The sequence below is a fragment of the Devosia equisanguinis genome, from assembly GCF_900631955.1.
Taxonomy (GTDB): domain Bacteria; phylum Pseudomonadota; class Alphaproteobacteria; order Rhizobiales; family Devosiaceae; genus Devosia; species Devosia equisanguinis.
Genome location: NZ_UZWD01000073.1, coordinates 1 through 24,887 on the forward strand (window position 1 = coordinate 1; position 24,887 = coordinate 24,887).

Here is a 24,887-nt window from a genome sequence, read left to right on the forward strand (position 1 = left end):
TCCCAACCTCCCCCTGAAGAAGGGGGAGGAGCCGCATCGCGTTCTGGGCAATAGTGGGTCAAAAGAACCGGTCCGTCTCCCTCCCCTTGCGGGGAGAGTTGGGGTGGGGGATGAGAGCCCGGTGCCAATTCGCCATATGCGATAGCCCTGCCCCTTGAGGGATTTGTTCAGTTAGAGCGCGTTGGGAGGCGCTTAGGCTTAGGCTCCTGCGCTCCCTCCCCCTTCTACAGGGGGAGGCTAGGTGGGGGTGCTGCAGGTTCAGCCCCCCCTCCATCAGGCGTGAGGCACGATGGCGCCCCATCTAAAAAAACACAAAACGCTTTAGCCGCTAAACCTGGCCGTTCTTCTTGTCGCGGCGCGACCGTTGCCAGGTGGTCCATTTGCGGCTCCCGCGCAAAATGGCCATGTTCACCGGTCCCTGCAGGAAGATCAGGTCAAGCGCCAGCAGCAGCAGCCCCAACGGCAGCATCCAGATGCCGAGCACCGGCAGAAAGCTGAAAATGCCGCCCAGTACGAGCAGTATGCCGAGCGGAATGCGGACCCAGCGGGCCTCGGGCCGGCGCACATTGGCCAGCCATCCGGCGGCGGTTCTCGGCACACGGCGCTCCAGCCGGTCAAACAGTCGATTGAGGCGTTGGCCGCTCTTGCTCACTTCAGCATTCCTCCAGGCTGCACCTGCCAATGGGGCAGTCATGGTTGGTAGATGGCGACGCCGCGCGCCAGATCAAGGGGCCATGCACAAGTCCGGGAACCCTCCGCTGCCAAATGCCGTTTCTGCATCAAACACGGAGCGTCCTATGTCCCTAATCGATCTCTTTGCACCCCGCCGCCAGACCCCCATGGATGCCATGGCCGACCAGCTCGACACCCTGCGCCGCGATATCCGCCGCGTCAGCCGCCAGGTCGCGAGCCGGGCCGGTGACACGGCCGACGATGTCGGCGAGGTCGCCGTTGAATTTGGCCGCGAGGCCGCTCGCCGAGGCGCCCATCTGGCTGGTGTGGCCAGCCGTCAGGCCATCAAGGGCGCCGAAGCTGTCCGCCGTGACCCTGTCCCTACCATTGCCCTCGTCGGCACCGCTCTCCTGCTCGCTCACCTGCTCAGCCGCCGCTAAGGCAAATTTAACCATTCGGGTCAGGCCTTCTTTAAGCCTGACGGCGCATTTTCGGGCTGAGCGGCAAAAAAGCCGCAGCCCGGAGTGCCGCCATCATGACCCGCCTTGCGCCCTTAGCCCTGCGCTTCCTCGCTCTCGGCATAATGGCCACCAGCCTCGGCGGCTGCTCGCTGTTCGGCATGAACTTCGCCTTCAATCGCATGAGCGAGAAGGAATGCATGATGCGGGCCATGTATTTCGAATCCAACCGCTCCAGCTCAGAAGGCATGTTGGCGGTGGGAACGGTGGTGATGAACCGCCTGGGCGATCCGCGCTATCCCAAATCGGTCTGCGAAGTCGTCGGCCAGAAAAACCAGTTCGCCCAGGGCGTGCTGACCAAGCCGATGACCGATAGCGGCGCTATTCTTGCGTCCCAGGTCGCTGACCAGGTGCTGCGTGGCCAGCGCCACCCCGGCGTCCAGAACGCCCAGCACTTCCACACTGCCGGCCTGCGCTTCCCCTACAACAACATGTTCTACGTCCTCGAAGCCGGCGGCAACGAGTTCTACGAAAAGCGCACCGTCCGCTAGGACGGCGCTCGGCGCCACGCTCTCCCTGAGTGCTTTCCTGGCGCGTCCCGGCACGCCAGATGCAACGCATACGATGCCGCCCTCGGGCTTGACCCGAGGGCCTGTCAGAGAGCCACCACATGGTACTGGTGATCTGGGCGACTGGCCCTTGGGTTAAGCCCGAGGGCTGAACGGCGTATGTCAGGAAGCACGCCAACACCCAATGCGATAGTCCTGCCCGCAAAGGCGCGGCAGACAGGTCGGCGGTTTTAGCACCATCTCATCCCAAGAACGATGCGGCTCCTCCCCCTCCTACAGGGGGAGGCCGGGTGGGGGTCGGCGCTTGATCCCCCGCCATGCCTGAAAACCCGACACCACCCCTCTTGGACCAGGTCGTTTTCCGGTTCCTCGCCTCACCGCGCCTCAACCGAAGCCCGGCTCAGGAAAAATCCGTGGCCATCCTCGCGTGCGCAGGTCAGCCCCTTGCGCGTCGACAGGCATTGGAACGGGCCCAGTTCAACCACATGGTCGTAATGAAAAACCTGCTCGGCGCCGCAACAGCCGGGGTCGCCGACATCATCGAGAATAACCGCCTCGTCCTGCCCGCCCAGAACGGCGCGCACATAATGCGGCTGCACCCTATCGCACTGGATCTCCGCCAGGCCATCCCAGGTTTCGTAAAAACTGGTTCCACCCTCGGGCGTATAGATGCAGCCGATATTACCCGAGGGCAGCACGAATTCCACCTGCCCTTCGTCATTGGCATACATGTCCTGAAGCTCGAAGGCCTTGGCCGGCACGCCGAGCAACACCGCCACGATGGCGATGCCGGCGACGACGGCGGCGTTGCGGATGAATGCGCGGCGGTGACGAAGTGTATGCATGGCCATGTCCCTCATTGGCGTTGCTCTGTGAGGGTTTTGCCATGCCTGGTTTGAACCGCCGCTGGCGCCAGCGTTCAGAAAGCGTTCATATCACGGTCATCTTCGGCTCTGCCGCAACACATAGCCGATCACCACGGCCACCGCGTCGAACAGCTCGACCGGGATGGTGTCGTCCAGCTCCACCCCGCTGAGCGCCTCCGCCAGCACCGGATTGCTTTCGATCACCACGCCGTTTTCCTCGGCCAGCGCCACGATCCTCTCGGCCACCAGCCCCCGCCCCTTGGCCACCACCCGCGGCGCTTCGCGCGACCCTTTTTCATAGTGCAGCGCCACCGCCAGCGGCCGTTTTGCCTGGTCTTCGCTCATCGCACCGCATCCACGAAATGCCCGGATTGCGGCGGTTGCGGCGCCACTGGCGCGCCGGTTTTGACGATGACCGATCCGGCAACAAGGCCAACGGATTCAAGCGCTTGCTTCAAGTTGTCAATATGTCGCGCGAGGCTCTGAGCGGTCTCGGCATCGTCAGCCCACAACAGAACGCCGCTGATCTTGTGCCGCAGGGTGACCTGCGCGCCCACTTCGCCCGCCTCTGGCAGATTGATGGCAAAGCGCAGCTGCCAGCCGCGATCCTCGGCCCGTTCTGCACCGTCCTGGGGATCACCATGAATGTGCAGATGCAACAGCACCTGCTGCCCCGCCACCATCACCGGCAGGTCCATGCTCCACTGCACGCCCGGACGATCAGCCGGATCCGGCAGCGACGCCGCCTGATGCAGGCGCACCCGCGACAAAGCCGCCTCCGTCCGCTCCTGCAATATGCGTCCAAGCTGTTCTGGTTCCTCAGGAATTTCCCCGGGCATCGCATCGCCCGCCCGGGCGCGCGGCACCAGCCCGCGCAGCGGTGGCGGCAAGCTGGCCACCTGTTCCAGCGGCGCCTGCGCCCCCAGCCATTGCCCCAGGCTCTGCCGCAATCCCAGCAGCGCCGTCTTGAGGTCACCGCCTGCAGCCCCCGCCCGCCCGGCGCCCAGCTTGGCCTCCTGAAAAATCCCGGAATTGTTCACCGCACTCTTCAGCGCCTGCCCGTTAAACTGTTGTCCATCCAGTGAAAGTCGTTGCGCCAACACCTGTTGCACCGCCTTGGCCACCGGCTCCGGCAGGGCCATAGCCCCCGCCACCGCCGCCAGCATGGTGGTGAGGCCGACAACGCTGTTCTGCCGCGGCACCGCCTGATGCACCATCTGCAGCACCGCCGCTTGCGGGCTCGTCGCCTGCGGCACAGCGGCAGTTGACCCCGTGGTCGCCCCCGCTGCACCTGCCAACCCCGCCCCCGCCGATGCCATCTGCTGGCCGAGCGCACCAGCCGCGTTCGCGCCGGTCACCGGCCCCGGCAAAGGACCTGCGCCCGCCGCCATAGACGCGGGCGCACTCGCATAAGGCACTGCAGGCGCTGGCATATTCGCATTGCCTTGGGGCGCGAGCACCGGACCTGCGCCAGCCGCCATTCCCGTTTGAACCCCAGCTAGCCCCCCGCCACTAACGCCTGCTGACCCGGTGATTGCCGCGCCAGACACCGTGCCCGCCACCGGCGGACCATTCGTCTGCCCCAGCGCCGCCGCCGATAGCTGCACCGTCGTTGCCGGAACAGGCGACTGCGCACTTTGCGCAAAAACCTGCGGAATTTCAGGCGCTTTCACCGCCATCAGCGTCAGCTGCGTCTGCCCATTGGCCTGCTGCACGCCCAGCGTCAGCACCGTCCCCGGCGCCTGCAGCGTCGGCAAGGCCAACGCCAGGGTCTGCTGGCCGATCTGCACCTGCGTCGTGCCATTGCCCAGCTGGCCGACCACCCGCGCCTCGATCACCTGCCCCGGTGCGTGTTCGAGCGCACGCACCAGGCTGGAAGCCTGGTTGGCGGGAATGGGCGGAAGCTGGGTCGAAATGCTCATCTGCCGGCCGACTCCAGCCGCATCGCGCGGCTCAGCGTCAGCCTACAGCAAAAGCGGAGAAGCGTCAGCTTGGGCGAATATCGGTCGACTTCTTGGTGATCGGCTTGCCCCTGAAGGTCACCCAGAGGAAGTTCAGCGTATAAGTGCCTGCCGTGCGGAACACGCCTTCCTGCTCCAGCCGGCGGCCCGAGGTCTTCATCTTGAGCGCATAGGTCCACTTGACCCCGCCGACCTTGGACAGGCGCACGGCAACGTCCGTGTCCTCGCCGAAAAAGTCGATCGAGCGATCATACCCGCCCACCGAGGCCCAGGCCTCGCGCTTGAACACGAAATTGCCGCCCTGCACCACCGACCCCACCCGCAGCACGAAGCGGTTGAGCAGGTAGATGAGATAGGTCAGCCCATAGAACATGTCGATCAAGAAGCGATTGAACCCGCCCATGTCGTAGTAGACATAGGGACCGCTAAGGCAGACCAGCTTGGGATCCTTGGCGAATTCGCGCATCACCACATCGAGCCAACCCTCCGGCACGATGGTGTCGCTATCGATATTGGCCACCAGCTCATAGCCTGCGCTGGCGGCAAAGCCGGCATCACGAGCATTGACCAGGCCCTTTTTCGGCTCGTCCACCACGGTCACGCCGGGAAAGCTGCGCGCGATTTCGCCGGTGCGGTCGGTTGAGGCATTATTGACCACGATGACATCGGCATCGCATCCCGACCGCTTGATTTCCGCCAGCACGGAGGCAAGACACTTGCCGATCAAAGCTTCTTCATTATAGGCGGGAATGACAAAGGCGAGCTTCATTGGGCCCCTTCTGTCGGACAGGCCGACGATGCAAGACAGCCTGCACATAGCGCGACGCCAAGCGTCCGGCAACCGCTCTGCAGGCCCGTTTCGTCTCCCGCTTTTCCTGGTGCACACAGTTCTGCTAGATTGCTCGGCAGCTTATAGTGTCTCAACCAGCCATCGCTCGCCCCTCGGGACAGGTCTGCCATGATCAAGAAACTTGCTTTCGCCGCCCTGCTGACCACCTTGCTGACCGGACCAAGCCTGGCCGCTGCTGAAGGCTCGGCGGTGGGGGTCGATCCCGATGCCGTAGCGCGCCGCGGCTCCAGCGATCGCGTGCTGGTGGTTGGCGCCGACATATCGGTGGGCGACCGTGTGGTCACCGGCGCCTCGGGCCGCGTGCAGATCCTATTCCAGGACCAGACGCGCCTTGTGGTCGGCCCCGGCAGTTCGCTCGAGATCCAGAGCTATCTGCTCAATGGCAACCGCGCCGACAAATTCGCGGTCAACGCCCTCGCCGGCACCTTCCGCTTCATTTCCGGCAACAGCCCGAAATCCGCCTATTCGATCAATACGCCGACCGCCTCGATTGCCGTGCGCGGCACCAAGTTCGACATCACCGTGCAGCGCGGTTCCACCCAGGTGCTGCTCTATGAGGGCGGACTACAATTGTGCAGCGGCCGCCAATGCGTGGAGTTGACCGATCGCTGCGACTACGGCGTCGCCGATTCCAGCAGCAGCGCCCTCGTGACCTGGCGGGATAGCGCCCGCGCCAATCTGGTGCGCAATTTCCCGCTGGCCAATATCCAGCGCCCACTCCTACAGGCCTTCCGGGTCGCCGGGGCCCAGTCCTGTCTGACCCCGCCGCCGCCGCCATCCACCGACAGCCTGAGTTCGCCGTCCAGCGGCAATCCTCCCTCGGGCAATACCACGCCCCCGACCAGCGGAGGAAACTTCACCACCACGACGCCAACCTTCGGCGGCAATTCCAACAGCGGAAACGTGACCTCCGGCAACACCACGCCAACTACCACTCCCTAGCAGGTCCGCGCGGCGCCCCTTGCAACTCAGCCGATAAAGTCGCGCTTACCCAGCGGCACGCCATTGTGGCGGAGAATGGCGTAGGCTGTGGTGATGTGGAAATAAAAGTTCGGCATGGCGCGCAGCGTCACATAATCGAGCCCGGGCATGGTCACGTCGTTGCCACCCAGCTTGATGGTGATCTGGCGGCTTTCCGAACCGTCCAACTCTTCGCGCGTCACTGCGGCCAAGAGGTCGAGTGCCTTGCGCACGCGGGCGCGCAGTTCCTCAAACGTCTTCTCCTCGTCCGGCCAGGACGGCACCGGCTTGCCGGCCAGCCGGCTCACACAGCCCTTGACGTGATCGGTGGCGATCATCACCTGGCCGCGGAACGGGATCATGTCAGGCGCCAATCGGTCATTGACCAGCGTTTCCGCCGCATATTTGCGGGCTTCGGCGTCCGCTTCCGCCTTGTCCATGAACACAAGGAGGTTGTTCAGCATGCGGGTGAACACCGGTACGGTCACATCGTAAATCGACACACCCATCGAACACTCCTTGAATGTGGGGGCAGGATGGTCCCATCTGCAAGCGCCGGGCAGAGGCGACTCGAGGAACCACGTGATGGCGAACAGCACTAAACCATCGCCAGACGACGATAAAGCAAATAGCACCGCCTTTGCGCGGCTGCGCTCGACGCTGCGCCTGCTCTATCATGGCCAATCACCCAAAGCGCAGCGCTTTCAGGCTGCAGTGCTGGTGGTCGATCTGTCGATCATCGCCTTCTTCGTCGCCGCCCCACTGCTGCGCGACAGTGAGAGCTTCCTGTGGATCGACTATTCGATCGCCGCCCTGCTTGCCGCCGATCTGGTGGCCCGCGCCCTTGCCTCCACCGATGTACGCCGGTGGCTGAAGCAACTGCCTGTCATCATCGACATCTTTATCCTCGCGACACTTCTGGCCCCGACCTGGCTGCTCAATCTCGGCTTTCTGCGCGTACTCCGCCTCTGGACGCTCACCCGATCCGGCGCCATCTGGCGGCCACTGCGCAAGCGCGGTTTTGGCGGCTATCAGGAAACCATCCAGGCGGTCATCAACCTTCTGGTCTTTCTCTTCGTGGTCACCGGCTTCGTCTACACCGCCTTCGCTCACCGCGATGCCGGCATTTCGGGCTATGTCGACGCGCTTTACTTCACCGTCGCCACCATGACGACCACCGGCTTCGGCGACATCACCCTCCCCGGCACCTTCGGCAAGCTGGTGTCGATCATCATCATGATCATCGGCATTTCGCTCTTCGTCCGCCTGGCACAGCTGATCTTTCGCCCCGCCAAGGTGGTGTTCCCCTGCCCGCAATGCGGCCTCACCAAGCACGACCCCGACGCAGTCCACTGCAAGGCCTGCGGCCACGTCCTCAACATCCCCGATCACGGCGAGGACTAGGCCGGTCGATACCCGCTGAGCACCATGCCCCCCGAGAGGCACCCAAATCTGACAGGAACGATGCCACCCTCGGGCGAAGACCCGAGGGCCCCACACTTGCGCCCCCTCCGCCATAACAAGGCTAAAGTCGCTCGGCCATCACCCCTGCCGGTTCACCGGCAATCTCACCCGGAAACACGCCCCTGGCAGCGGTCCTGGCACCAGCTCCAACGTGCCATTCATCCGGGTGACGATCTGCCGGCTGATCGCGAGCCCCAGCCCGGCGCCGCCCTGATCGCCCGCACCCTCGACCCCCCGCCAGAATTTTTCGAACACCATCTTGCGGTTGCGCTTGGAAATTCCCGGCCCGTTATCGGCGATCTCGACCACATAACTGCCCGAGCGCACCGTCGAGCTCACGCGCACCACCGGCTCCTCCGCCTCGTTATATTTGACCGCGTTGGACACCAGATTGATGAACACCTGGCACAGCCGATCGGCATCGCCCTGCACCATCGTGGTGCTGGCCCGCTCGCCCATCTCCACCCGCATGCCGCGCTGCCGCAACAGCGCGTCGCAGACGCTGAGGGCCCGGGTCAGGGCCTCCTCAGCATCCACCGGCACGTTCTGCCAGGAGCGTTCGCCCCGCTCCAGCGCACTCAGGTCGAGAATTTCGTCGAGCAGTTTTGTGAGCCGCAGGCTTTCCTGATGGATCGTTTTGACAAAACGCTGGCGCTGGCTTTCCTCCAGCTCGCCGGTTTCCAGCAGGATTTCAGAAAATGAGCGGATCGAGGTCATCGGCGTGCGCACCTCGTGGCTTACCTGGCTTAGAAACTCGTCCTTCTGGCTGTCGAGTTCGCGCAATTGCGCATTGGCATCCTCGAGCTTTTGCGCTGTCACCCGCAATTCGGCCGAGGTCTTTTCCAGCTGCTGAGAATATTCGATCACCTGCTGGGTCTCGTCGGCCATCTGCATCATCTCTTCGAGAGAGACGTCGCCGCCGGCCACCACTTTCGACAGCATCACATGCGCCGAGGATGCGCCGATCGAGCCCGCCAACTCTCGCTCCAGCCGCCCGATGAATTCCGGCGTCGGCTCCAGCAATGCCGGATCGACGCCGGTATCGCGCGCCTCCGTCTCGAACAAGGCCGCCGCCCGCCGCTCGCCCAATACCCGCTCGGCCACGAAGAACAGGTCATTGGCGGTGGTCGAGCCGGCGATGAAATTGCGCTGCGGCAGGCCGTGCCGACGAAACACATCGACAAAGGCCGTCGCCTGGATGCGCTCCAGCGCTGACGGCCGCGTCAGCAGCGAGCCCAGCGTCAGGATCAGCACATTGGCCGACAGGCTCCAGAACGCGGCATGCGCCAGTGGGTCCCAGCCATCCAGCCCGAACATCGCCTCCGGCCGCAGCCAGCTGATACCCCAGGGCCCTTCAGCCACCAGCGCCGATACCGCCGGCGACACCGATTCCAGCGACGGCAGAAAACAGCTCCAGGCCCAGAACACGAAGCCGACCAGGATCGCTGTGGTCACCGCCTTGAGCGAGGCATCGCGCCAGAAGATCGCCGCCAGAAGCGCAGGCAGGAATTGCGCGATGGCAGTAAAGGAGATCAGTCCGATCGGCGCCAGCGCGTCGGAATCGCGGGTGAAGAGAAAATAGAAGAATCCCAGCGACAGGATCAGGACGATGGCGAAGCGCCGCGCCACCAAAAGCACGCTGCTCATCCCCTGCCCGTCGCCACCCTGCGAACCGGCGCTGAATTTCAGCACCAGCGGCATCATGATATGGTTGGACACCATGATCGACAGCGCGATGGATTCCAGGATGATCATTGATGTTGCAGATGAGAAACCGCCGATAAAGGCAAACAAAGCCAACGCATTTTGTCCGGCTGAAAGCGGCAGTGTCAGCGCGAACATGTCGGGATTCGACCCCGCCGGCATCACCGTCAGCCCATAGATGGCGATGGGGATGATGAAGATGCTCATCAGCATCATATAGGCCGGAAAGGCCCAGCCGGCGACGCGCAGATGGTTCTCGTCGGAGTTCTCGACCACCGTCACCTGAAACTGGCGCGGCAGGCAGATGATGGCGGCAATGGACAGCACCAGCGTGGTGATCCAGCGGCTGTCGAAACTGGTGGAGGTGTCGAAGGCGATGCCCTTTTCGGCTGCCTGGGTGAAGATCTGCTCGATGCCCCCCGCCAGATAGACGACGAACACCCCCACCGCCACCAGCGCTGCCAGCTTCACCACCGCCTCGAAAGCAATGGCTGCCACCACGCCGTGATGCTGCTCCTTGGCATCGACATGGCGGGTGCCGAACAGGATGGTGAACAGCGCCATGGCCGCGGCCACCCCTAGCGCCAGCCCCACATCGTCGATACCGGTGAGACTCCCCCGCCCGAATTCCGACGCCCCTGCCACCGCCTGGATCGACGAGGTCACCGCCTTGAGCTGCAGCGCGATATAGGGCGCAATGCCGATCACCGCGATGCAGGTGACCAGCACCCCCAGCCGGCTCGACTTGCCGAAGCGCGATGATAGAAGATCGGCCACAGAGGTGATGCGATGCAGATGGCTGATCCGCACCAGCCGCCGCAAAAGGAAATACCAGCCGACGAAAACCAGTGTCGGCCCCAGGTAGATCGTGAGGAATTCCAAACCACTACGCGCCGCATTGCCCACGGCACCGTAAAAGGTCCAGCTGGTGCAATAGACCGAGATCGACAGCGTATAGACCGTCGGCGAATTGAGCCAGCTGCGCTTGTTGGCCTTGGCTCGCCGGTCGCCGAAATAGGCGAGCACGAACAATAGGCCGACATAGACGATCGAGGTGGCGATGACGAAATCAGCCGACAACATCTAGCCGTCGCCCTCGTCCTGCCGCTCGGCAATATCGGGCGTGTCCGGCGTCAGATACCGCGTCAGCACCACCGTCCCCACGATCAGCAGCACCCAGACACCGAACAGATAGACCACGATCTGCGGCATGCCCATGATGCTGATATCGTGGTTGAACAGCGTCACCACAGGCGGCACCAGCAGCACCAGGCCCAACCCCGTGAGCATGAACATGCCGCCGACGACCCGGCGCCTGTCAGCCATTTTCATCCAGCAGCTTGCGGACCGCCCCGACCACTTCGGCATTGGCATAGGGCTTGGTGACGAAGCCGTCCGCTCCCAGCTCCTCGGCAATACGCCGGTCCTGCTGTTGGCCCTTGGCAGTGAGGATCAGCACCGGCAGCGCCCTGGTATCGACATCGGCGCGCAATTGCTTGAGTACATCGAAGCCGCTGCGTCGGGGCAACATCACGTCGAGCACCAGCATGCGCGGCCTCAGCCGTCGCACCCCTTCCAGCACCGCGTCCCCGTCGGTCACGGACGCAATTGTCCATCCCGCTCGGCGCAGGATGAAGTCGAGCGACTCCAGAATGCTCGGCTCGTCCTCGGCAACCAATATGTCGATGGCCAATGTCCCCCCCAGACCGTTTCGCAGGTGGTCTCCCCTCCGCCCGCCGTGTCAATAAACCGCAATCGATTGAAAACGCCAAGCGCTAATCCCGATCCAGATGTGGAGCCCGCGGCACCAGCGGCGCCCGCCAGGCCGGACGCCCGGGTCCGGATGCGACCACCTCTTCCTGGCGGCTGGCACAATCGAGCCGCGGACAGAGCCTGCAGCTGGGTCCCACCAGCACATCGGCCTGCTGGTCGGTCAGGTCCAGCCCCTGCGCATAGACCGTCCGGTCGGCATGGAGCACGTCGCAGGCCAGCATGATCGAGGCTGTCACCGGCGGCTCCCGAAACGCCGCCACCCGCCGCTGCACCGTGCGCGCCACGAACAGATAGCGCGAGCCATCGGAGAATCGCACCACCTGCCGCAGCGGCATATCCGGCGTGCGAAAGGCCCCATAAATGGCCCAGAGCGGACAGGCATGCCCGGCATTGGGCAGCAGCAGCCCCGGCAGCGGGAAATGCTTGGTCAGCCGGCCCGAGGGATCGGACCGCAGGAAGCCGAACGGCACCCCCTCTTCGCCAGGACGGCGCAAAGTCACCAGCCGGTGCGCCACCTGTTCATAGCTGGCGTGATAGATCTGTCGCAGATTGTCGACGTCATAGGCATTGGCCTCGGCATCTGCGAGCACGCGCGAATAGGGAAAGACCATGGCCCCCGCCAGATACGAGCCCAATGCCCGCCGCGTCAGTTGCAGCGCCAGTTCCGAAGACGGCGCCACCTCCGCCAACACCGCAGCTATGGCCTCGGGGGCAGCGAGTTCGCCATAGAGCCGCGCCAGCTGGAACTGCCGCGTGGCCAGCGTGGTCGCGCCCTGGAACCACATCACCGCCTCGGCGGGGAAGAACCGATACTGTCCGGGAAACAGCACGCCGTCCTCGCGCAATTCCCCGCCGATCTCTACCCGCACGCCAAACCGTTGCGCCAGCATGTCGGTCAACGCCGCCACCCCGAACGGGGCTTGCCGCTCGATCTCGCTGCGCAGGTGCTGCGCCACATCCTCCAGTTCGGGAAAATGATTGGAGCGCTCGATGATCAGGTCATCCAGCTCCCGCGCCGGCGAAACGGTGCGACGGTCGGCACTGGCATTGTCGAACTGCCCGATCAGGCTTCGCGCCACCTCGCTCAGTCCGCGCGTTTCGCGGCTGATCGCCCCCAGAAAACGCCGCCGCTCGGCATCGTCGAGATCAGGCACGTCCTCAAGGATTTCGGCGCTCGAGCGAATGGCGGTAATCCCTGAAAGGATCTGGTGCAGCAATTGCGCCAGCAGCGGATCGGAGCGCAGCCGGTCGGCATAGGCATCGGCGCTGCTTTGGGCGGACGTATAGGCCCGATGCAGCCGCGACAGCGCCATGGCGCTGGCTGGATATTGCGCCACCAGTTCGCGCCGCTCCTCGGGTCGGAACGGCAACGATTCGACCATCGGATCGGCATAAGCCTCTTCGAGATCCTGCAGCAGTTTCTGCTCGGCCTCACCCGTCAGGTCGCCGATGTCGATCGAGAGATGGTGGGCGACACGCTGCAACAACGCCCCGCCAACATCACGCTTATTGTTCTCGATCAGGTTCAGATAGCTGGGCGAGATCCCCACCAGTCGCGCCAGCGCCGCCTGGGAAATCTTCAGCGATTTCCGCCTGTTGCTTATGCGGAATCCGATCGGTGCGCGCATGCCTTCCCCCTCGAAGCCATCACCTCCTGTCAACGAATTAACAGAAAGTCGAACGAAACAGAACAAGAGTTGACAGATTTTCCTTGTATTTACAATGGCATGTTGCCTGCGTTTGCAAATGTGTCGAATACTGGGCGAACGGTGAGCAGTCGGCAATGTATCGACGCCCCGTGCCATAAGGAGGAGATAAATGACACTTTCCAAGCGCGGGCTGACCCGCCGTAGAGTTATCCAGACCGGCATGGCCGGCATTATCGGCACGGGCATTGCGCCCATGGTTTTCACCCGCGGGGCCTGGGCTCAGGAGAACTTCTGCAACAACCCCACCGGCGACACCGTCACCATCGGCCTCAACCTGCCGCTGACCGGCGCCTACGCCGAAGAAGGCGCCGACGAACAGAAGGCCTATGAGCTGGCGATTGCCCACCTCAATGGCGAAGGCGACGGCGGCCTCATCGGCGTCCTGACCCCCACGGCCCTCAAGGGCAATGGCATTCTGGGCAAGAAGGTCGGCTTTGTGTCCTCGGACAGCCAGACCAAGTCAGACGTGGCCCGCGCCGGCGCCACCCGCATGATCGAGCGCGACGGCGCCATCATGATCACCGGCGGCTCGTCCTCGGGCGAAGCCATTGCCGTGCAGGGATTGTGCCAGGAAAAGGGCATCATCTTCATGGCCGGCCTGACACACTCCAACGACACCACCGGCAAGGACAAGCGCCGCTACGGCTTCCGCCACTTCTTCAATGCCTACCAGTCCGGCATCGCGCTCGGCCCGGTGCTCGGCGAAGAATACGGCAATGATCGCCGCGCCTATCACCTCACCGCCGACTACACCTGGGGCTGGACCCAGGAAGAGTCGATCAAGGAAGCCACCGAAAAGCTCGGCTGGGAGACCGTCGCGGCGGTCCGTACTCCGCTCGGCTCCACCGACTATTCCCAGTACCTGACGCCGATCCTCAATTCCGGCGCCGACGTGCTGATCCTCAATCACTACGGCCTCGACATGGTGAACTCGCTGCCCCAGGCCGTGCAGTTCGGCCTGCGCGACCGTCAGGCCAATGGCAAGCAGTTCCAGATCGTCACCCCGCTGGTGTCGGAACTGATGGCCAAGGGCGCCGGCGAAGCCATGCGTGGTGTCTTCGGCACCTCCAACTGGCACTGGAACCTGCAGGACCCCGGCTCTATCGCCTTCACCAAGTCCTTCGGCGCCGCCTATGGCTCTCCACCGTCCCAGGCCGCCCACACCGCCTATGTGCAGACCCTGCTCTATGCGGATGCGGTCGAACGCGCTGGCACCTTCTATCCGCCCGAAGTCATCAAGGCACTCGAAGGTCACGAATTCGACGGCATGGGCAATGGTCGCACGCTGTATCGCGCCGAAGACCACCAGTGCATGAAGTCGGTTCTCGTGGTGCAGGGCAATGAAGCCCCGACCAGCGAATTCGACGTGCTCAACGTGGTGCGCGAAGTCGACCGCGACGGCGCCACCTACGACCCGTCGATCTTCGGCGGCGAGCTGGGCCCGGCAGAACCGGCCCCCGTGTGCTGATCGGCTGACAGCCATAGAGCGCTGAACGTGCCGCAACGACACCTCTCCCTCTGGGGGAGAGGTCGACCCTCTTGGGTCGGGTGAGGGGCCCTTCCCTGCGCATCGCAATAAGGCCCCCTCACCCGGCGTTGCACGCCGATCTCTCCCCTTGGGAGAGGTTAAGACAACGGAGCCACCCATGTTCGAAGTCATCTTTCTGCAATTTCTCAACGGGCTCGATAAAGGCGCTGCCTATGCGCTGATCGCCCTTGGTCTCACCCTCGTGTTCGGCACGCTGGGCGTGGTCAATTTCGCCCATGGCGCGCTCTTCATGCTCGGGGCCTTCTGCGCCGTCACCGTGCGCATGTTCCTCACCATGGAAACGGTCACCATCGACCCCGAAAAGCTCTCCCCCTGGGGGCAGCCGCTGGAAATCCGCGAGCCGCTGGTTCAGGCCTGGTTCGGCGATTTCGGCGCGGTCCTGGTTAATTACTCGGTGCCGCTCTCCATCCTCATCACCATTCCAGTCATGCTCGTGATCGGCATCGGCCTCGAACGCGGCATCATAAAGCACTTCTACAAGCGCCCTCATGCCGAACAGATCCTGGTCACCTTCGGTCTCGCCATCGTGGCCCAGGAAGTGATCAAGTCGATCTTCGGCCCCAATCCCATGCCGCAACCCATGCCCACCGATTTCCGCGGTGCCGCCGATATCGGCGCCTGGCTCGGCATGCAGGCCAACATCATCACCTACCCGATCTGGCGCCTGGTCTATTTCGTCTTTGCCGCCGTGGTCATCGGTGCGGTCTTCGCCTTCCTGCAGTTCACCACCTTCGGCCTGGTGGTCCGCGCCGGCATGGCGGATCGTGAGACGGTGGGCCTGCTCGGCATCAATATCGATCGCCGCTTCACCATCATGTTCGGCCTCGCCGCCGTGGTGGCCGGTGTGGCCGGCGTCATGTACACGCCCCTGCTGCCGCCGAACTATCACATCGGCATGGACTTTCTCGTTCTCTCCTTCGTGGTGGTCGTGGTCGGTGGCATGGGATCGCTGCCCGGCGCCGTCGCCGCAGGTTTCCTCCTGGGCATCCTGCAGTCATTCGCCTCGATGAACCAGGTGAAGGCCATTTTCCCCGGCATCGACCAGATCATCATCTATCTCGTCGCCGTTGTCATTCTACTGGTTCGTCCGCGTGGCCTCATGGGTCGGCGCGGCGTGATGGAGGCCTGACATGAACACCAATCTCATGTCCCGCAACGACCTCCTGCTGCTCGCAGGCTTCACCCTCGTCGTCCTGACCATGCCGATCTGGCTGGCGCCCCTTGGCGCCGGCTATCCGGACCTGCTGCAGCGCTTCATGATCTACGGCATCTTCGCCGTGGGCTTTAACATCCTCTTCGGTCTCACCGGCTATCTCAGCTTCGGCCACGCCGCCTTCTTCGGTGTCGGTTCCTACACTGCCGTTTGGTCGCTCAAACTGCTCACCCTTGATGCCATCCCGGCCATGGTTTTCGCCGTCATCGTCTCGGGCCTCTTCGCCCTGGTCATCGGCTTCCTGTGCCTGCGCCGCTCCGGCATCTACTTCTCCATCCTCACGCTGGCCTTCGCCCAGATGAGCTATAACCTCGCCTATTCGGTGCTCACCCCGATCACCAATGGCGAAACCGGCCTGCAGCTCACCCTCAACGATCCGCGCGTGCTCGATGCTGCCGTCGGCCATGGCTTTGTCGGCCAGCCGATCCCGACCCTGTTCGGCACCCCCATCGGCGGCTATGCCGGCTTCTATTTCTGCGCCGGCTTCCTGATCGTCGCCTTCTTCATTGCCCAGCGCATTGCCGGCTCGCCCTTCGGCATGATGCTCAAGGCGATCAAGACCAACCAGACCCGCATGCAGTTCACCGGGTTCAATACCCGTCCCTATGCGCTGTCGGCCTTCGTCATCTCGGGCATGTATGCCGGCCTCGCCGGTGCCCTTCTCGCCGTCACCGACCCGCTGGCCGGTGCCGAGCGCATGCAGTGGACAGCTTCGGGCGAAGTGGTGCTGATGACCATCCTGGGCGGTGTCGGCACGCTGGTGGGTCCGGTCATCGGCGCCTGGATCATCAAATACTTCGAGAACATCCTCTCGGCGCTCAACGACAACATCCTCGCCCGTTTCTTCGACTTCCTGCCCGATGGCGTGGACACCTTCTTCGTCAAGGTCGTCGGCAAGTTCGTGGGCGATGGCTGGCACCTTACGCTGGGCCTGCTCTTCGTCATCATCGTGATCTTCCTGCCCGGCGGCATCATGGAAGGTGTGCGACGCATCGCCGCCGCCTTCCGCAATCGCGGCGCCACCCCGCGCTCGTCCACCCAGACCCAAGCCGCAGAGTAGGATCAGCACATGTCCAATGGAAACATTGTCCTGCACGTCGCGGACGTCCACAAACGCTTCGGGGGCCTGCACGCCCTGGCCGACATCGATCTGCAGATCGAGGAAGGCAAGACCCACGCCATCATCGGCCCCAATGGGGCCGGCAAATCCACCCTGCTCAACGTCATCATCGGCAAGCTCGCCCCGACATCGGGCCAGGTGGTGTTCGACGGCACCATCCTCACTGGCCGCAAGCCCTTCCAGATCAACCAGCTCGGCATTGCCCGCGTCTTCCAGACCCCGGAAATCTTCGCCGATCTCTCGGTGCTGCACAATGTGATGATCCCGGCACTGGCCAAGCGCGACGGCATGTTCAAGCTCAACATGCTGCGCACGCTCGACAGCGAGACCGGCATCCGCGCCGAGGCCGAGCACATGCTTGAGGATGTGGGCCTCATCAACCGCAAGGACAGCCATGCTGGCTCCCTCAGCCGTGGCGACAAGCGCCGCATGGAACTGGCCATGTGCCTGATCCAGCATCCGCGCCTCTTGCTGCTCGACGAACCCACCGCCGGCATGAGCCGCCACGACACCAACACCACCATCGAGCTTTTGAAGAAAATCAAGGCGCGCGGCATGACCAAGGTCATCATCGAACACGACATGCATGTGGTGTTCTCGCTCGCCGACAAGATTTCCGTGCTCGCCCAGGGCCGTATCATCGCCGATGGCACGCCCGACCAGGTGCGCGGCAATCCCAAGGTGCAGGAAGCCTATCTCGGAGGAGCCCACTGATGAGTTCGCTCGCCATGTCAGCTGAAACCGCCATCCCCGGCAGCCACGCCGCCAATATCGAAACCAGCCGCCCCTTCTTCTCGGTGCGCGACGTGCACGCCTATTACGGCGAAAGCTATATCGTGCAGGGCGTCTCGCTCGATATCCGCAAGGGCGAAATTCTCGCTTTGCTCGGCCGCAATGGCGCCGGCAAGAGCTCGACCCTGCGCACCATTGCCCGTGCCGACAACCCGGAAATGCGCGGCGGAGAAATCTGGCTCGACGGCGAACCCGTCCACCAGATGAAGAGCTACCAGGCCGCCCGCGCCGGCATTCAGCTGGTGCCCGAAGATCGCCGCATCATCCAGGGCCTCACCGTCGAGGAAAATCTCAACCTCGCCCGCGTCGCCCCCGGCCATGGCTTCAGCCTTGAGCAGATCTACGAGAGTTTTCCGCGCCTTGCGGAGCGCCGCACCCAGGAAGGCGTCACCCTCTCCGGCGGCGAACAGCAGATGCTGGCCATTGCCCGCGCCCTGGCCCGCGACCTGAAACTCCTCCTGCTCGACGAACCCTATGAGGGGCTGGCCCCCGTCATCGTGCACGAAATCGAGCGCATCCTGCACTCGATCAAGCCGCTGGGGATCACCACCATCATCGTCGAACAGAACGCCGTCGCAGCCCTCAAGCTGGCCGACCGCGCCGTCATCCTCGACACCGGCGAAGTCGCCTTCGCCGGCACCGCCCAGGAAGTGCTCGACAACGCCGAACTGCGGCACGAGTACCTGGCGATCTGACACAAAACACAATCCGGCCCGCAAGGCCGCATCAGCTACCCTGGGTCCTTCGAGTTCAAAGGCATAATGCCGATCTCACCCTCTCCCCCTCGAAGGATCCAGGGTATTTTTGTCACGGAAGCCCGCTGCCCACCCACAAAACCGACCTTGGGCTCTACCCAAGCGCCATGCTTTGCGCAAACCCTCCCCCCCAACGCGATGCAGCTCCTCCCCCTCCTTCAGGGGGAGGCTGGGTGAGGGTGTGCAAGTGCGATAGCTCCAGGAGGAGAAGGCGCTGCAACCACATCAACCACAACGTGACGTAACAGCGCGCGCGCCCCTACAGCACCGGCGGTTCCTCCACCTCCGGCGCCAGCGCCCCGATCTCGACACCCTCCGCCTCCAGCGCATCTCGCACATCGCGCGCCAGCTCCACCGCCCCCGGCGTATCACCATGGAGGCAAATCGAGCGCGCTTCCGATTTCAGTACGGTGCCATCGATCGCCACGATTTCCCCCTCCCGCGCCAGCCGCAGGCAGCGCTCGATCACCTGTCCGCTATCGTGAATTACTGCGCCCTCCTGGCTGCGCGGGACCAACAGCCCCGCGGCCGTGTAAGCGCGGTCGGCATAGGCCTCGCGAATGAGCGGCATGCCCACAGCCTTGGCCGCACGCACCTGCTCGCTATTGTCCAGTGCCAGCACCGCAATACGCGAATCCATGCCCTGGATGGTGGCGAACACCCCTACCGCAAAAGCCAGTTCCTCCGCCGTCTGGTTGGCCAGCGCCCCATGCAGCTTCACATAGCCCAGCGGCACCTCGACCTCGTCTGCGATATGGCGAATGAGGAACATCTGGTCGCGAATCTGTCCAAGCAGTTGCTCGAGCGGCATCACCAGCCGGAAGCGCCCGAACCGTTTGGGATCGGCATAACCCGGATGCGCGCCGGCACGCACCCCGCGCGCCCGGCACAGTTTCAAAAGCCGCCGGATCGTCGGCGCATCGCCGGCATGCCCGCCACAGGCGATGGAGGCGCTGGACACGATTTCCAGCAGGTCCTCATCGGTGCCCATGCCCTCGCCGATATCGGCATTGAGATCGATCCTGGTCATCCCCGACTTCCCCGCAACAGACGCTGCGCATGATCGACGCTGACCGGGACAAAGGCAACGGGGCTGCCCGGCCGCAATTGCGCAAACCGCCCGAGATCGACGCTGATTATCGTGCCGATGCGCGGATAACCCCCGGTCGGCTGATGGTCAACCATCAGCACCACAGGCGTGCCGTCGCCGAGGATCTGGATATCACCCGGCAGGATCGGATCGGAAATCAGCGACAGGATGCTTTCGCCGCCGAACACCTCATCCTTGTCCAGCAGGCGCACCCCCATACGGTCGAGCGTCGGGCTGACAACGAAACCCGCCTCCACGAAGCGCTCCCGCACCAGCGACGAAAACCGCTCGGCGTGAATGCCCCAGATGAAACGGATCGGTCCATTTTCCTCCATCGGCGTCGCGGGCAGAACCGGCGCCCTGCCCTCGCCAATCAGGCCGAGCACGTCCCCCGCCACCAGCGCCCTGCCCTCCAGCCCGCCCAACCGCGCCCGCGTGCTGGTGGCCTGGCTGCCCAAAACCAGCGGGACATCCAGCACCGCGCCGAACCGCAGATAGCCGTAATTCCCCGCCGCCCCCGGCGTAATCGACACGCGGTCGCCCGCTCCGAGCCAGGCGCCGCCCGGCCAGTCCTGCGCCACGCCATTCACGGCCACGCCAAACGCACCGCCATCCCAGCCCAGCACTGCCTGGCCCTCGGCCACCTCGATATCCAGTCCGGCTCGGGTGAATTCCAGCCCGCCATCTCCGCTGGCCCCGGCCCGCAGGCCCGCGCGCCAAAATGCTTCCCGATCCATTGGTCCCGAAGCGCTCACCCCATGCGCCAACATGCCGAAGCGGCCATTGTCCTGAATTGTGGTCAGCGGCCCGGACCGCAATATCCGCAGCACACTCCTCATGACACGGCCTCGAACACCACCACGTCCCCGGCCCGCAGTCGCGTCGGCGGATCGCGCTCGGGTTCGAAATTTCTGAAACCGGTATGCCCGATCACATGCCAGCCGGTCGGAATTTCCGTAGCGGCGATCGCCGTCTGCCCCGCAGCAAACAGCACCGACCCCACCGCCACCTTGGGCCGCACGGCCGTGCGCCTTGGCACGACCAGCTCGGGCGCATGAAAGCCGCAATAGACGAAACCCGGCGCAAACCCGGTGGTCAGCACCCGCAGCGCCTGTTCATTATGTCTGTTGATGAAATCGGCAACCGACAAGCCCAAGGCCTCGGCGACCTCGGCAAGGTCCGGCCCATCGAACAGCACGCCGATCCGATGCGTCTTGGTGTCGAGATCACAAGGCCGATGGGTGAGCCGCAAGCCGATCTCGCCAGCCAACCGCCAGCCATCGATCGCTTGGGGATCGTAGCGTATCAGCACCGAGACCAGGCTCGGCACAACCTCCAGCACGCCCGTGATGGGCAGCCGCAGAAGTTCTGCCGCCAAAGCCAGCGCATTGCGATTTGCGGCCTCGTCCAGATCGGACCCGAACCGCACCAAAACGGCACTATCGCCGAGCGGCATGATGCGCGGCGCCTTCCCGCTGCCAGTGGTTACCCTATCCATGCCCAAGGCCCGTTGTTCATATGCGGAACGCACTCCTGCGATGAGGTCGCGCGTCCCGTCAAGTCTTGGGCAGGCTGGCCTTATCGGACCAGCGCGAGCGCTGCTATGGCGCCAGCATAGAGGAGGAAAGACTTGCGCTAATTGGGATCGCGGCCCTCCTGCTCAACCACGGCCTCAAAGAGCTCGCGGGCCTGCCCCGGTCCGATGGCCTCGATGGCCACGGCCGCAATGGCAGCAAAAAGCTCCGCGATTTCCTGGGGATCGGTGATTTCGGCGTCGTCTTCGTCGGCGTCAGCGTTGATCAGGGTAAACACAATAACGCGCCTCCACAGTGAGCCTACACCCACACTGTGCGGCGATTCCTGTTACCGTTTAAATAACGGATTGCACCGATCCAGCGCAGAGTTCGGCTTGCCGAACAGGTCAGGTCCGCTTACTCTTCGCCAGCTTCCAGAGCATCGACATAGGCTTCCACCTCGTCGAGCGTTGCCGAAAACGGCTTGGGACTATCTCCGAAGACTATTTTGAAACTCTCGTCATGGCGAATGGCGTGGCCGCCCGGGTGGCCAAGCACCTTCATCTTTTCCGAGGTCAGCACTGTCAGCCCGTAGCGCGCCGCAGCCCGCTTGATCCGCCGCATGCGCGACGCGTCGAATTCCTTCCGGCTCACTTGGCCACTCCAAACCTGTCAGATCGGCCGTTCGCATAACCCCGGCCGCAGCGGCGTGCAAGTAATGTCGGCACTATTGCAGAACATAAATGGAACACCTATAGTCGTTCCGTCTATGTTCCGATTCTGGGTGTGGGGCCAATGCTGACGCGCAAACAACATGAATTGCTGATGTTCATCCATGAAAGGATGAAGGAAAGCGGCATTCCGCCTTCATTCGACGAGATGAAGGATGCGCTCGACCTCGCCTCCAAATCCGGTATCCATCGCCTGATCACCGCGCTTGAGGAGCGCGGTTTCATCCGCCGCCTGCCCAACCGGGCACGCGCGCTGGAAGTCGTAAAACTCCCCGATTCGATGAACCCTTCGCTTGGCGGCCGCAAGGCGCGCTTCGAGCCGTCCGTCATCGAGGGCAATCTGGGCAAGGTTGCCACCCCTCCGGCCCGTGTCAGCGCCGGCATGGCCGACGATTATGCCCGCCCCGTCTCCATCCCGGTGATGGGCCGCATTGCTGCGGGCACCCCGATCGAGGCGATCCAGTCCCATTCCCACACCATTGCCGTGCCCCCCGAAATGCTCGGGCCCGGCGAACATTATGCACTCGAAGTGCGTGGCGATTCCATGATCGATGCCGGCATTTTCGATGGCGATACCGTGCTCATCAAGAAGCAGGACGTCGCTTCCACCGGCGAGATCATCGTCGCCCTGGTCGATGACGAGGAAGCCACCCTCAAGCGCCTGCGCCGCAAGGGCAATACCGTTGCTCTGGAAGCCGCCAACCCCGCCTACGAAACCCGCATCTTCCCACCCGACCGCGTCAAGGTCCAGGGGCGCCTGGTGGGCCTGCTGCGAAAGTACTGATCGCTCGGCCGATCATTTCAAGTTGAGGTTGACCCTTTCACCTCCCTCCCCTCAACGTGGAGGGAAGCAGGCCGGTACTTCTGGCAACATCTTGCCCCCCAACGCGATGCAGCTCCTCTCCCTCCTTCAGGGGGAGGCCGGGTGGGGGTGCGCAGCACGCTCAGACCACATGCTCTCCTCTCAAATGAGAGCCGGCAATAAAGCCGCATCAACCCGAACGTGAAGTGCCCAATAAAAAGGCCCGCCAAGCTGGCGGGCCTTTCTCATTCATATTGCAGCGATCAGTGATTGTCGCGCGGCAGGCCCTCGTTCTGGGCGATGCGCTGATACTTGTCGGCGCCGCGCAGGATGGCGCCGTCGCCAAGCTGGCCGACCAGGCCGCGCTGGATTTCCTGCCAGGGCGTCTGGTGCTTGGGGAACTTGTAGCCGCCATCCGACTCCAGCGCCGCGCGACGGGTCGCGATCTCCTCGGCAGAGATCAGGATATCGGCCTCGCCCTTGTTGAGGTCGATGCGCACCCGGTCACCGGTGCGGAGAATGGCAAGATTGCCGCCCGCCGCCGCTTCCGGCGAGGCATTGAGGATGGAGGGCGAGCCCGACGTGCCCGACTGGCGTCCGTCGCCGATACAGGCCAGCGACGAAATCCCCTTCTTGATCAGGTAATCGGGCGGCCGCATGTTCACCACTTCAGCCGCGCCCGGATAGCCGATCGGGCCTGCGCCGCGCATGAAGAGCAGCGTATGCTCATCGATCTCCAGCGACGGATCGTCGATCCGATGGTGGTAATCCTCCGGCCCGTCGAACACTACGGCCTTGCCCTCGAACATGCCCGGATGGGCCGGGTCCGAGAGATAGCGTTCACGGAATTCCGGCGAGATCACGCTGGTCTTCATGATGGCATTGTCGAACAGATTGCCGCGCAGCACCAGGAACCCGGCCTCGGCCTTGAGCGGATTGTCGAAATGCCGGATGACCTTGTCGTCCTCGATCACGGTATTGCGGCAATTCTCGCCAATGGACTTGCCGTTGACGGTCGGTGCGTTCTCGTGGATCAGCCCCTGCGTCATCAGCTCGTTGACCACTGCCGGCACGCCGCCGGCATGGTAATAGTCCTCGCCCAGATATTCGCCAGCCGGCTGCAGATTCACCAGCAGCGGCACCTTGTGGCCATGCTGCTGCCATTCGTCGATATTGAGATCGACCCCGATATGCTTGGCAATGGCATTGATATGGATCGGCGCATTGGTCGAGCCGCCAATGGCCGAATTGACCACGATGGCGTTGAGGAAGTTTTCCTTGGTCAGGATGTCGGAGGGTTTCAAATCCTCATGCACCATCTCCACGGCGCGCTTGCCGGTGCGATAAGCCATTTCCTGGCGATCACGATAGGGCGCGGGAATGGCGGCGGACCCCGGCAGCTGCATGCCCAGCGCTTCAGCCAGCGAATTCATCGTCGTGGCCGTGCCCATGGTATTGCAATAGCCGGTCGAGGGCGCCGACGACGCCACCAGTTCGATGAACTTGGGATAGTCGATCTCGCCGGCCGCCAGCAGTTGCCGCGCCTTCCACACAATGGTGCCCGACCCGGTGCGCTCGCCCTTGTGCCAGCCATTGAGCATCGGCCCAACCGACAAAGCGATCGCCGGAATGTTCACCGTCGCCGCACCCATCAGCATGGCCGGGGTGGTCTTGTCGCAACCAATGGTCAGCACCACGCCATCCAGCGGATAGCCGTAGAGCACCTCAACAAGACCCAGATAGGCCAGGTTGCGGTCGAGCCCGGCGGTCGGGCGCTTGCCGGTTTCCTGGATCGGATGCACCGGGAATTCGATGGCGATGCCGCCCGCTTCGCGAATCCCTTCGCGCAGGCGTTCGGCCAGCACGATGTGGTGGCGATTGCAGGGGCTGAGGTCCGAACCAGTCTGGGCGATGCCGATGATCGGCTTATCCGACTGCAGTTCCTCGCGCGAAACGCCGAAATTCATGTAGCGCTCGAGATAAAGCGCGGTCATGTCCGGATTATCCGGATTGTCGAACCAGGCGCGCGAACGCAATTTGCGGGGGCCACCGCCGCCGTTGTCTGCCGTCATAGTCACTTTCCTTGCTCATCCGCAGAGCGGACTTTGGGGTCTTGCTGGAAGCCGTTCTATCACGCCGCGGGGCCGAGGGAATGGCTTTCTCGCAAAAAATCATACAATTCATGCACGGCGCTGGCTTTGGCCGATTCTGCCGCATGGCTTGGGCAATCTTACCCGGCGCGAAGACCGCATCCGGCGCCTGCTTTATCAGCAGGGGAACACGGAGACGGGAATCGCTCTGGCAACGCACCGGGATCGGCTTTAGGGTCGCGCCG

The 24,887-nt window shown here is 63.5% G+C and carries 26 protein-coding genes; 10 read left to right on the plus strand and 16 right to left on the minus strand.

Going from position 1 to position 24,887, the window contains the following annotated elements; translation table 11 throughout:
• Positions 1-328 precede the first annotated feature (328 nt).
• Positions 329-652 (minus strand): hypothetical protein, encoded by a 324-nt coding sequence (locus tag DEVEQU_RS19450; RefSeq protein WP_223214298.1) that lies wholly within the window; start codon positions 650-652, stop codon positions 329-331.
• Positions 653-797: 145 nt separating this feature from the next.
• Between DEVEQU_RS19450 and DEVEQU_RS19455 the strand changes: the two genes are divergently transcribed.
• Both DEVEQU_RS19455 and DEVEQU_RS19460 read left to right on the plus strand, forming a co-directional pair.
• A complete protein-coding gene (locus tag DEVEQU_RS19455) occupies positions 798-1,112 on the plus strand; it encodes a hypothetical protein (protein ID WP_126152272.1) in 315 nt (104 codons plus the stop codon).
• 95 nt (positions 1,113-1,207) lie between these two features.
• Complete coding sequence (locus DEVEQU_RS19460) at positions 1,208-1,681, plus strand: cell wall hydrolase (RefSeq protein ID WP_386849514.1); 474 nt, start codon at positions 1,208-1,210, stop codon at positions 1,679-1,681.
• A 392-nt stretch (positions 1,682-2,073) separates the two neighbouring features.
• Here DEVEQU_RS19460 and DEVEQU_RS19465 read toward each other — a convergent pair whose 3' ends face one another.
• The 4 genes from DEVEQU_RS19465 to DEVEQU_RS19480 all read right to left on the minus strand — a co-directional run bounded on the left by DEVEQU_RS19465 (position 2,074) and on the right by DEVEQU_RS19480 (position 5,295).
• Positions 2,074-2,544, minus strand: coding sequence for a hypothetical protein (locus DEVEQU_RS19465; RefSeq protein ID WP_126152273.1), 471 nt, complete (start codon positions 2,542-2,544; stop codon positions 2,074-2,076).
• Positions 2,545-2,640: 96 nt separating this feature from the next.
• The gene (locus DEVEQU_RS19470; RefSeq protein WP_126152274.1) at positions 2,641-2,910 is read right to left on the minus strand and encodes an EscU/YscU/HrcU family type III secretion system export apparatus switch protein; all 270 of its coding nucleotides are present in this window, start codon (positions 2,908-2,910) and stop codon (positions 2,641-2,643) included.
• Positions 2,907-4,487 carry a flagellar hook-length control protein FliK gene (locus DEVEQU_RS19475; RefSeq protein ID WP_126152275.1) on the minus strand — a complete coding sequence of 527 codons (1,581 nt, stop codon included), beginning with the start codon at positions 4,485-4,487 and terminating at the stop codon, positions 2,907-2,909. The genes DEVEQU_RS19470 and DEVEQU_RS19475 overlap by 4 nt, the downstream gene beginning before the upstream one ends.
• Positions 4,488-4,551: 64 nt before the next feature.
• Positions 4,552-5,295, minus strand: coding sequence for a glycosyltransferase family 2 protein (locus DEVEQU_RS19480; RefSeq protein WP_126152276.1), 744 nt, complete (start codon positions 5,293-5,295; stop codon positions 4,552-4,554).
• A gap of 189 nt (positions 5,296-5,484) precedes the next feature.
• On the opposite strand from DEVEQU_RS19480, the gene DEVEQU_RS19485 reads away from it, so the two are divergent.
• Positions 5,485-6,318, plus strand: a complete 834-nt coding sequence (locus tag DEVEQU_RS19485) for a FecR family protein (RefSeq protein ID WP_126152277.1) — start codon at positions 5,485-5,487, stop codon at positions 6,316-6,318.
• A gap of 26 nt (positions 6,319-6,344) precedes the next feature.
• On the opposite strand, the gene DEVEQU_RS19490 is transcribed toward DEVEQU_RS19485, so the two are convergent.
• Entirely contained in the window at positions 6,345-6,845 is a 501-nt protein-coding gene (locus tag DEVEQU_RS19490) for a DUF1993 domain-containing protein (RefSeq protein ID WP_126152278.1), read from the minus strand.
• 76 nt (positions 6,846-6,921) lie between these two features.
• Between DEVEQU_RS19490 and DEVEQU_RS19495 the strand changes: the two genes are divergently transcribed.
• Positions 6,922-7,740, plus strand: a complete 819-nt coding sequence (locus DEVEQU_RS19495) for an ion channel (RefSeq protein ID WP_126152279.1) — start codon at positions 6,922-6,924, stop codon at positions 7,738-7,740.
• A gap of 138 nt (positions 7,741-7,878) precedes the next feature.
• Here the strand turns inward: DEVEQU_RS19495 and DEVEQU_RS19500 are convergent, their stop codons facing one another.
• From DEVEQU_RS19500 to DEVEQU_RS19515, 4 genes are all read right to left on the minus strand, one after another.
• A complete protein-coding gene (locus DEVEQU_RS19500) occupies positions 7,879-10,587 on the minus strand; it encodes a sensor histidine kinase (protein WP_126152280.1) in 2,709 nt (902 codons plus the stop codon).
• Positions 10,588-10,830, minus strand: coding sequence for a hypothetical protein (locus DEVEQU_RS19505; RefSeq protein WP_126152281.1), 243 nt, complete (start codon positions 10,828-10,830; stop codon positions 10,588-10,590).
• The gene (locus DEVEQU_RS19510) at positions 10,823-11,197 is read right to left on the minus strand and encodes a response regulator transcription factor (protein ID WP_126152282.1); all 375 of its coding nucleotides are present in this window, start codon (positions 11,195-11,197) and stop codon (positions 10,823-10,825) included. The genes DEVEQU_RS19505 and DEVEQU_RS19510 overlap by 8 nt, the downstream gene beginning before the upstream one ends.
• 82 nt (positions 11,198-11,279) lie before the next feature.
• Positions 11,280-12,905, minus strand: a complete 1,626-nt coding sequence (locus DEVEQU_RS19515) for a helix-turn-helix domain-containing protein (protein WP_164550491.1) — start codon at positions 12,903-12,905, stop codon at positions 11,280-11,282.
• Between the two features lie 190 nt (positions 12,906-13,095).
• On the opposite strand from DEVEQU_RS19515, the gene DEVEQU_RS19520 reads away from it, so the two are divergent.
• From DEVEQU_RS19520 to DEVEQU_RS19540, 5 genes are all read left to right on the plus strand, one after another.
• Entirely contained in the window at positions 13,096-14,454 is a 1,359-nt protein-coding gene (locus tag DEVEQU_RS19520; protein ID WP_126152284.1) for a substrate-binding protein, read from the plus strand.
• Between the two features lie 178 nt (positions 14,455-14,632).
• Positions 14,633-15,664 (plus strand): branched-chain amino acid ABC transporter permease, encoded by a 1,032-nt coding sequence (locus tag DEVEQU_RS19525; RefSeq protein WP_126152285.1) that lies wholly within the window; start codon positions 14,633-14,635, stop codon positions 15,662-15,664.
• 1 nt (position 15,665) lies between these two features.
• Positions 15,666-16,808, plus strand: coding sequence for a branched-chain amino acid ABC transporter permease (locus DEVEQU_RS19530; RefSeq protein ID WP_126152286.1), 1,143 nt, complete (start codon positions 15,666-15,668; stop codon positions 16,806-16,808).
• Between the two features lie 9 nt (positions 16,809-16,817).
• Positions 16,818-17,582, plus strand: coding sequence for an ABC transporter ATP-binding protein (locus DEVEQU_RS19535; protein ID WP_126152287.1), 765 nt, complete (start codon positions 16,818-16,820; stop codon positions 17,580-17,582).
• A gap of 14 nt (positions 17,583-17,596) precedes the next feature.
• Entirely contained in the window at positions 17,597-18,355 is a 759-nt protein-coding gene (locus DEVEQU_RS19540; RefSeq protein WP_206437897.1) for an ABC transporter ATP-binding protein, read from the plus strand.
• 319 nt (positions 18,356-18,674) lie between these two features.
• On the opposite strand, the gene DEVEQU_RS19545 is transcribed toward DEVEQU_RS19540, so the two are convergent.
• The 5 genes from DEVEQU_RS19545 to DEVEQU_RS19560 all read right to left on the minus strand — a co-directional run bounded on the left by DEVEQU_RS19545 (position 18,675) and on the right by DEVEQU_RS19560 (position 21,673).
• Positions 18,675-19,445, minus strand: coding sequence for a LamB/YcsF family protein (locus tag DEVEQU_RS19545; protein WP_126152289.1), 771 nt, complete (start codon positions 19,443-19,445; stop codon positions 18,675-18,677).
• Complete coding sequence (locus DEVEQU_RS19550) at positions 19,442-20,344, minus strand: 5-oxoprolinase subunit C family protein (protein ID WP_126152290.1); 903 nt, start codon at positions 20,342-20,344, stop codon at positions 19,442-19,444. The genes DEVEQU_RS19545 and DEVEQU_RS19550 overlap by 4 nt, the downstream gene beginning before the upstream one ends.
• On the minus strand, positions 20,341-21,003 hold the full coding sequence (locus tag DEVEQU_RS19555) for a 5-oxoprolinase subunit B family protein (protein WP_126152291.1): 663 nt from the start codon (positions 21,001-21,003) through the stop codon (positions 20,341-20,343). Before DEVEQU_RS19555 ends, DEVEQU_RS19550 begins: the two co-directional genes overlap by 4 nt.
• 137 nt (positions 21,004-21,140) lie before the next feature.
• Positions 21,141-21,317, minus strand: a complete 177-nt coding sequence (locus tag DEVEQU_RS19980; protein ID WP_164550492.1) for a hypothetical protein — start codon at positions 21,315-21,317, stop codon at positions 21,141-21,143.
• A gap of 119 nt (positions 21,318-21,436) precedes the next feature.
• Positions 21,437-21,673, minus strand: coding sequence for a hypothetical protein (locus DEVEQU_RS19560; RefSeq protein ID WP_126152292.1), 237 nt, complete (start codon positions 21,671-21,673; stop codon positions 21,437-21,439).
• Positions 21,674-21,814: 141 nt separating this feature from the next.
• Between DEVEQU_RS19560 and lexA the strand changes: the two genes are divergently transcribed.
• Positions 21,815-22,534, plus strand: a complete 720-nt coding sequence (lexA, locus tag DEVEQU_RS19565) for a transcriptional repressor LexA (protein WP_126152293.1) — start codon at positions 21,815-21,817, stop codon at positions 22,532-22,534.
• Between the two features lie 281 nt (positions 22,535-22,815).
• On the opposite strand, the gene DEVEQU_RS19570 is transcribed toward lexA, so the two are convergent.
• Entirely contained in the window at positions 22,816-24,624 is a 1,809-nt protein-coding gene (locus tag DEVEQU_RS19570) for an IlvD/Edd family dehydratase (RefSeq protein ID WP_126152294.1), read from the minus strand.
• Between the last annotated feature and the right edge of the window lie 263 nt (positions 24,625-24,887).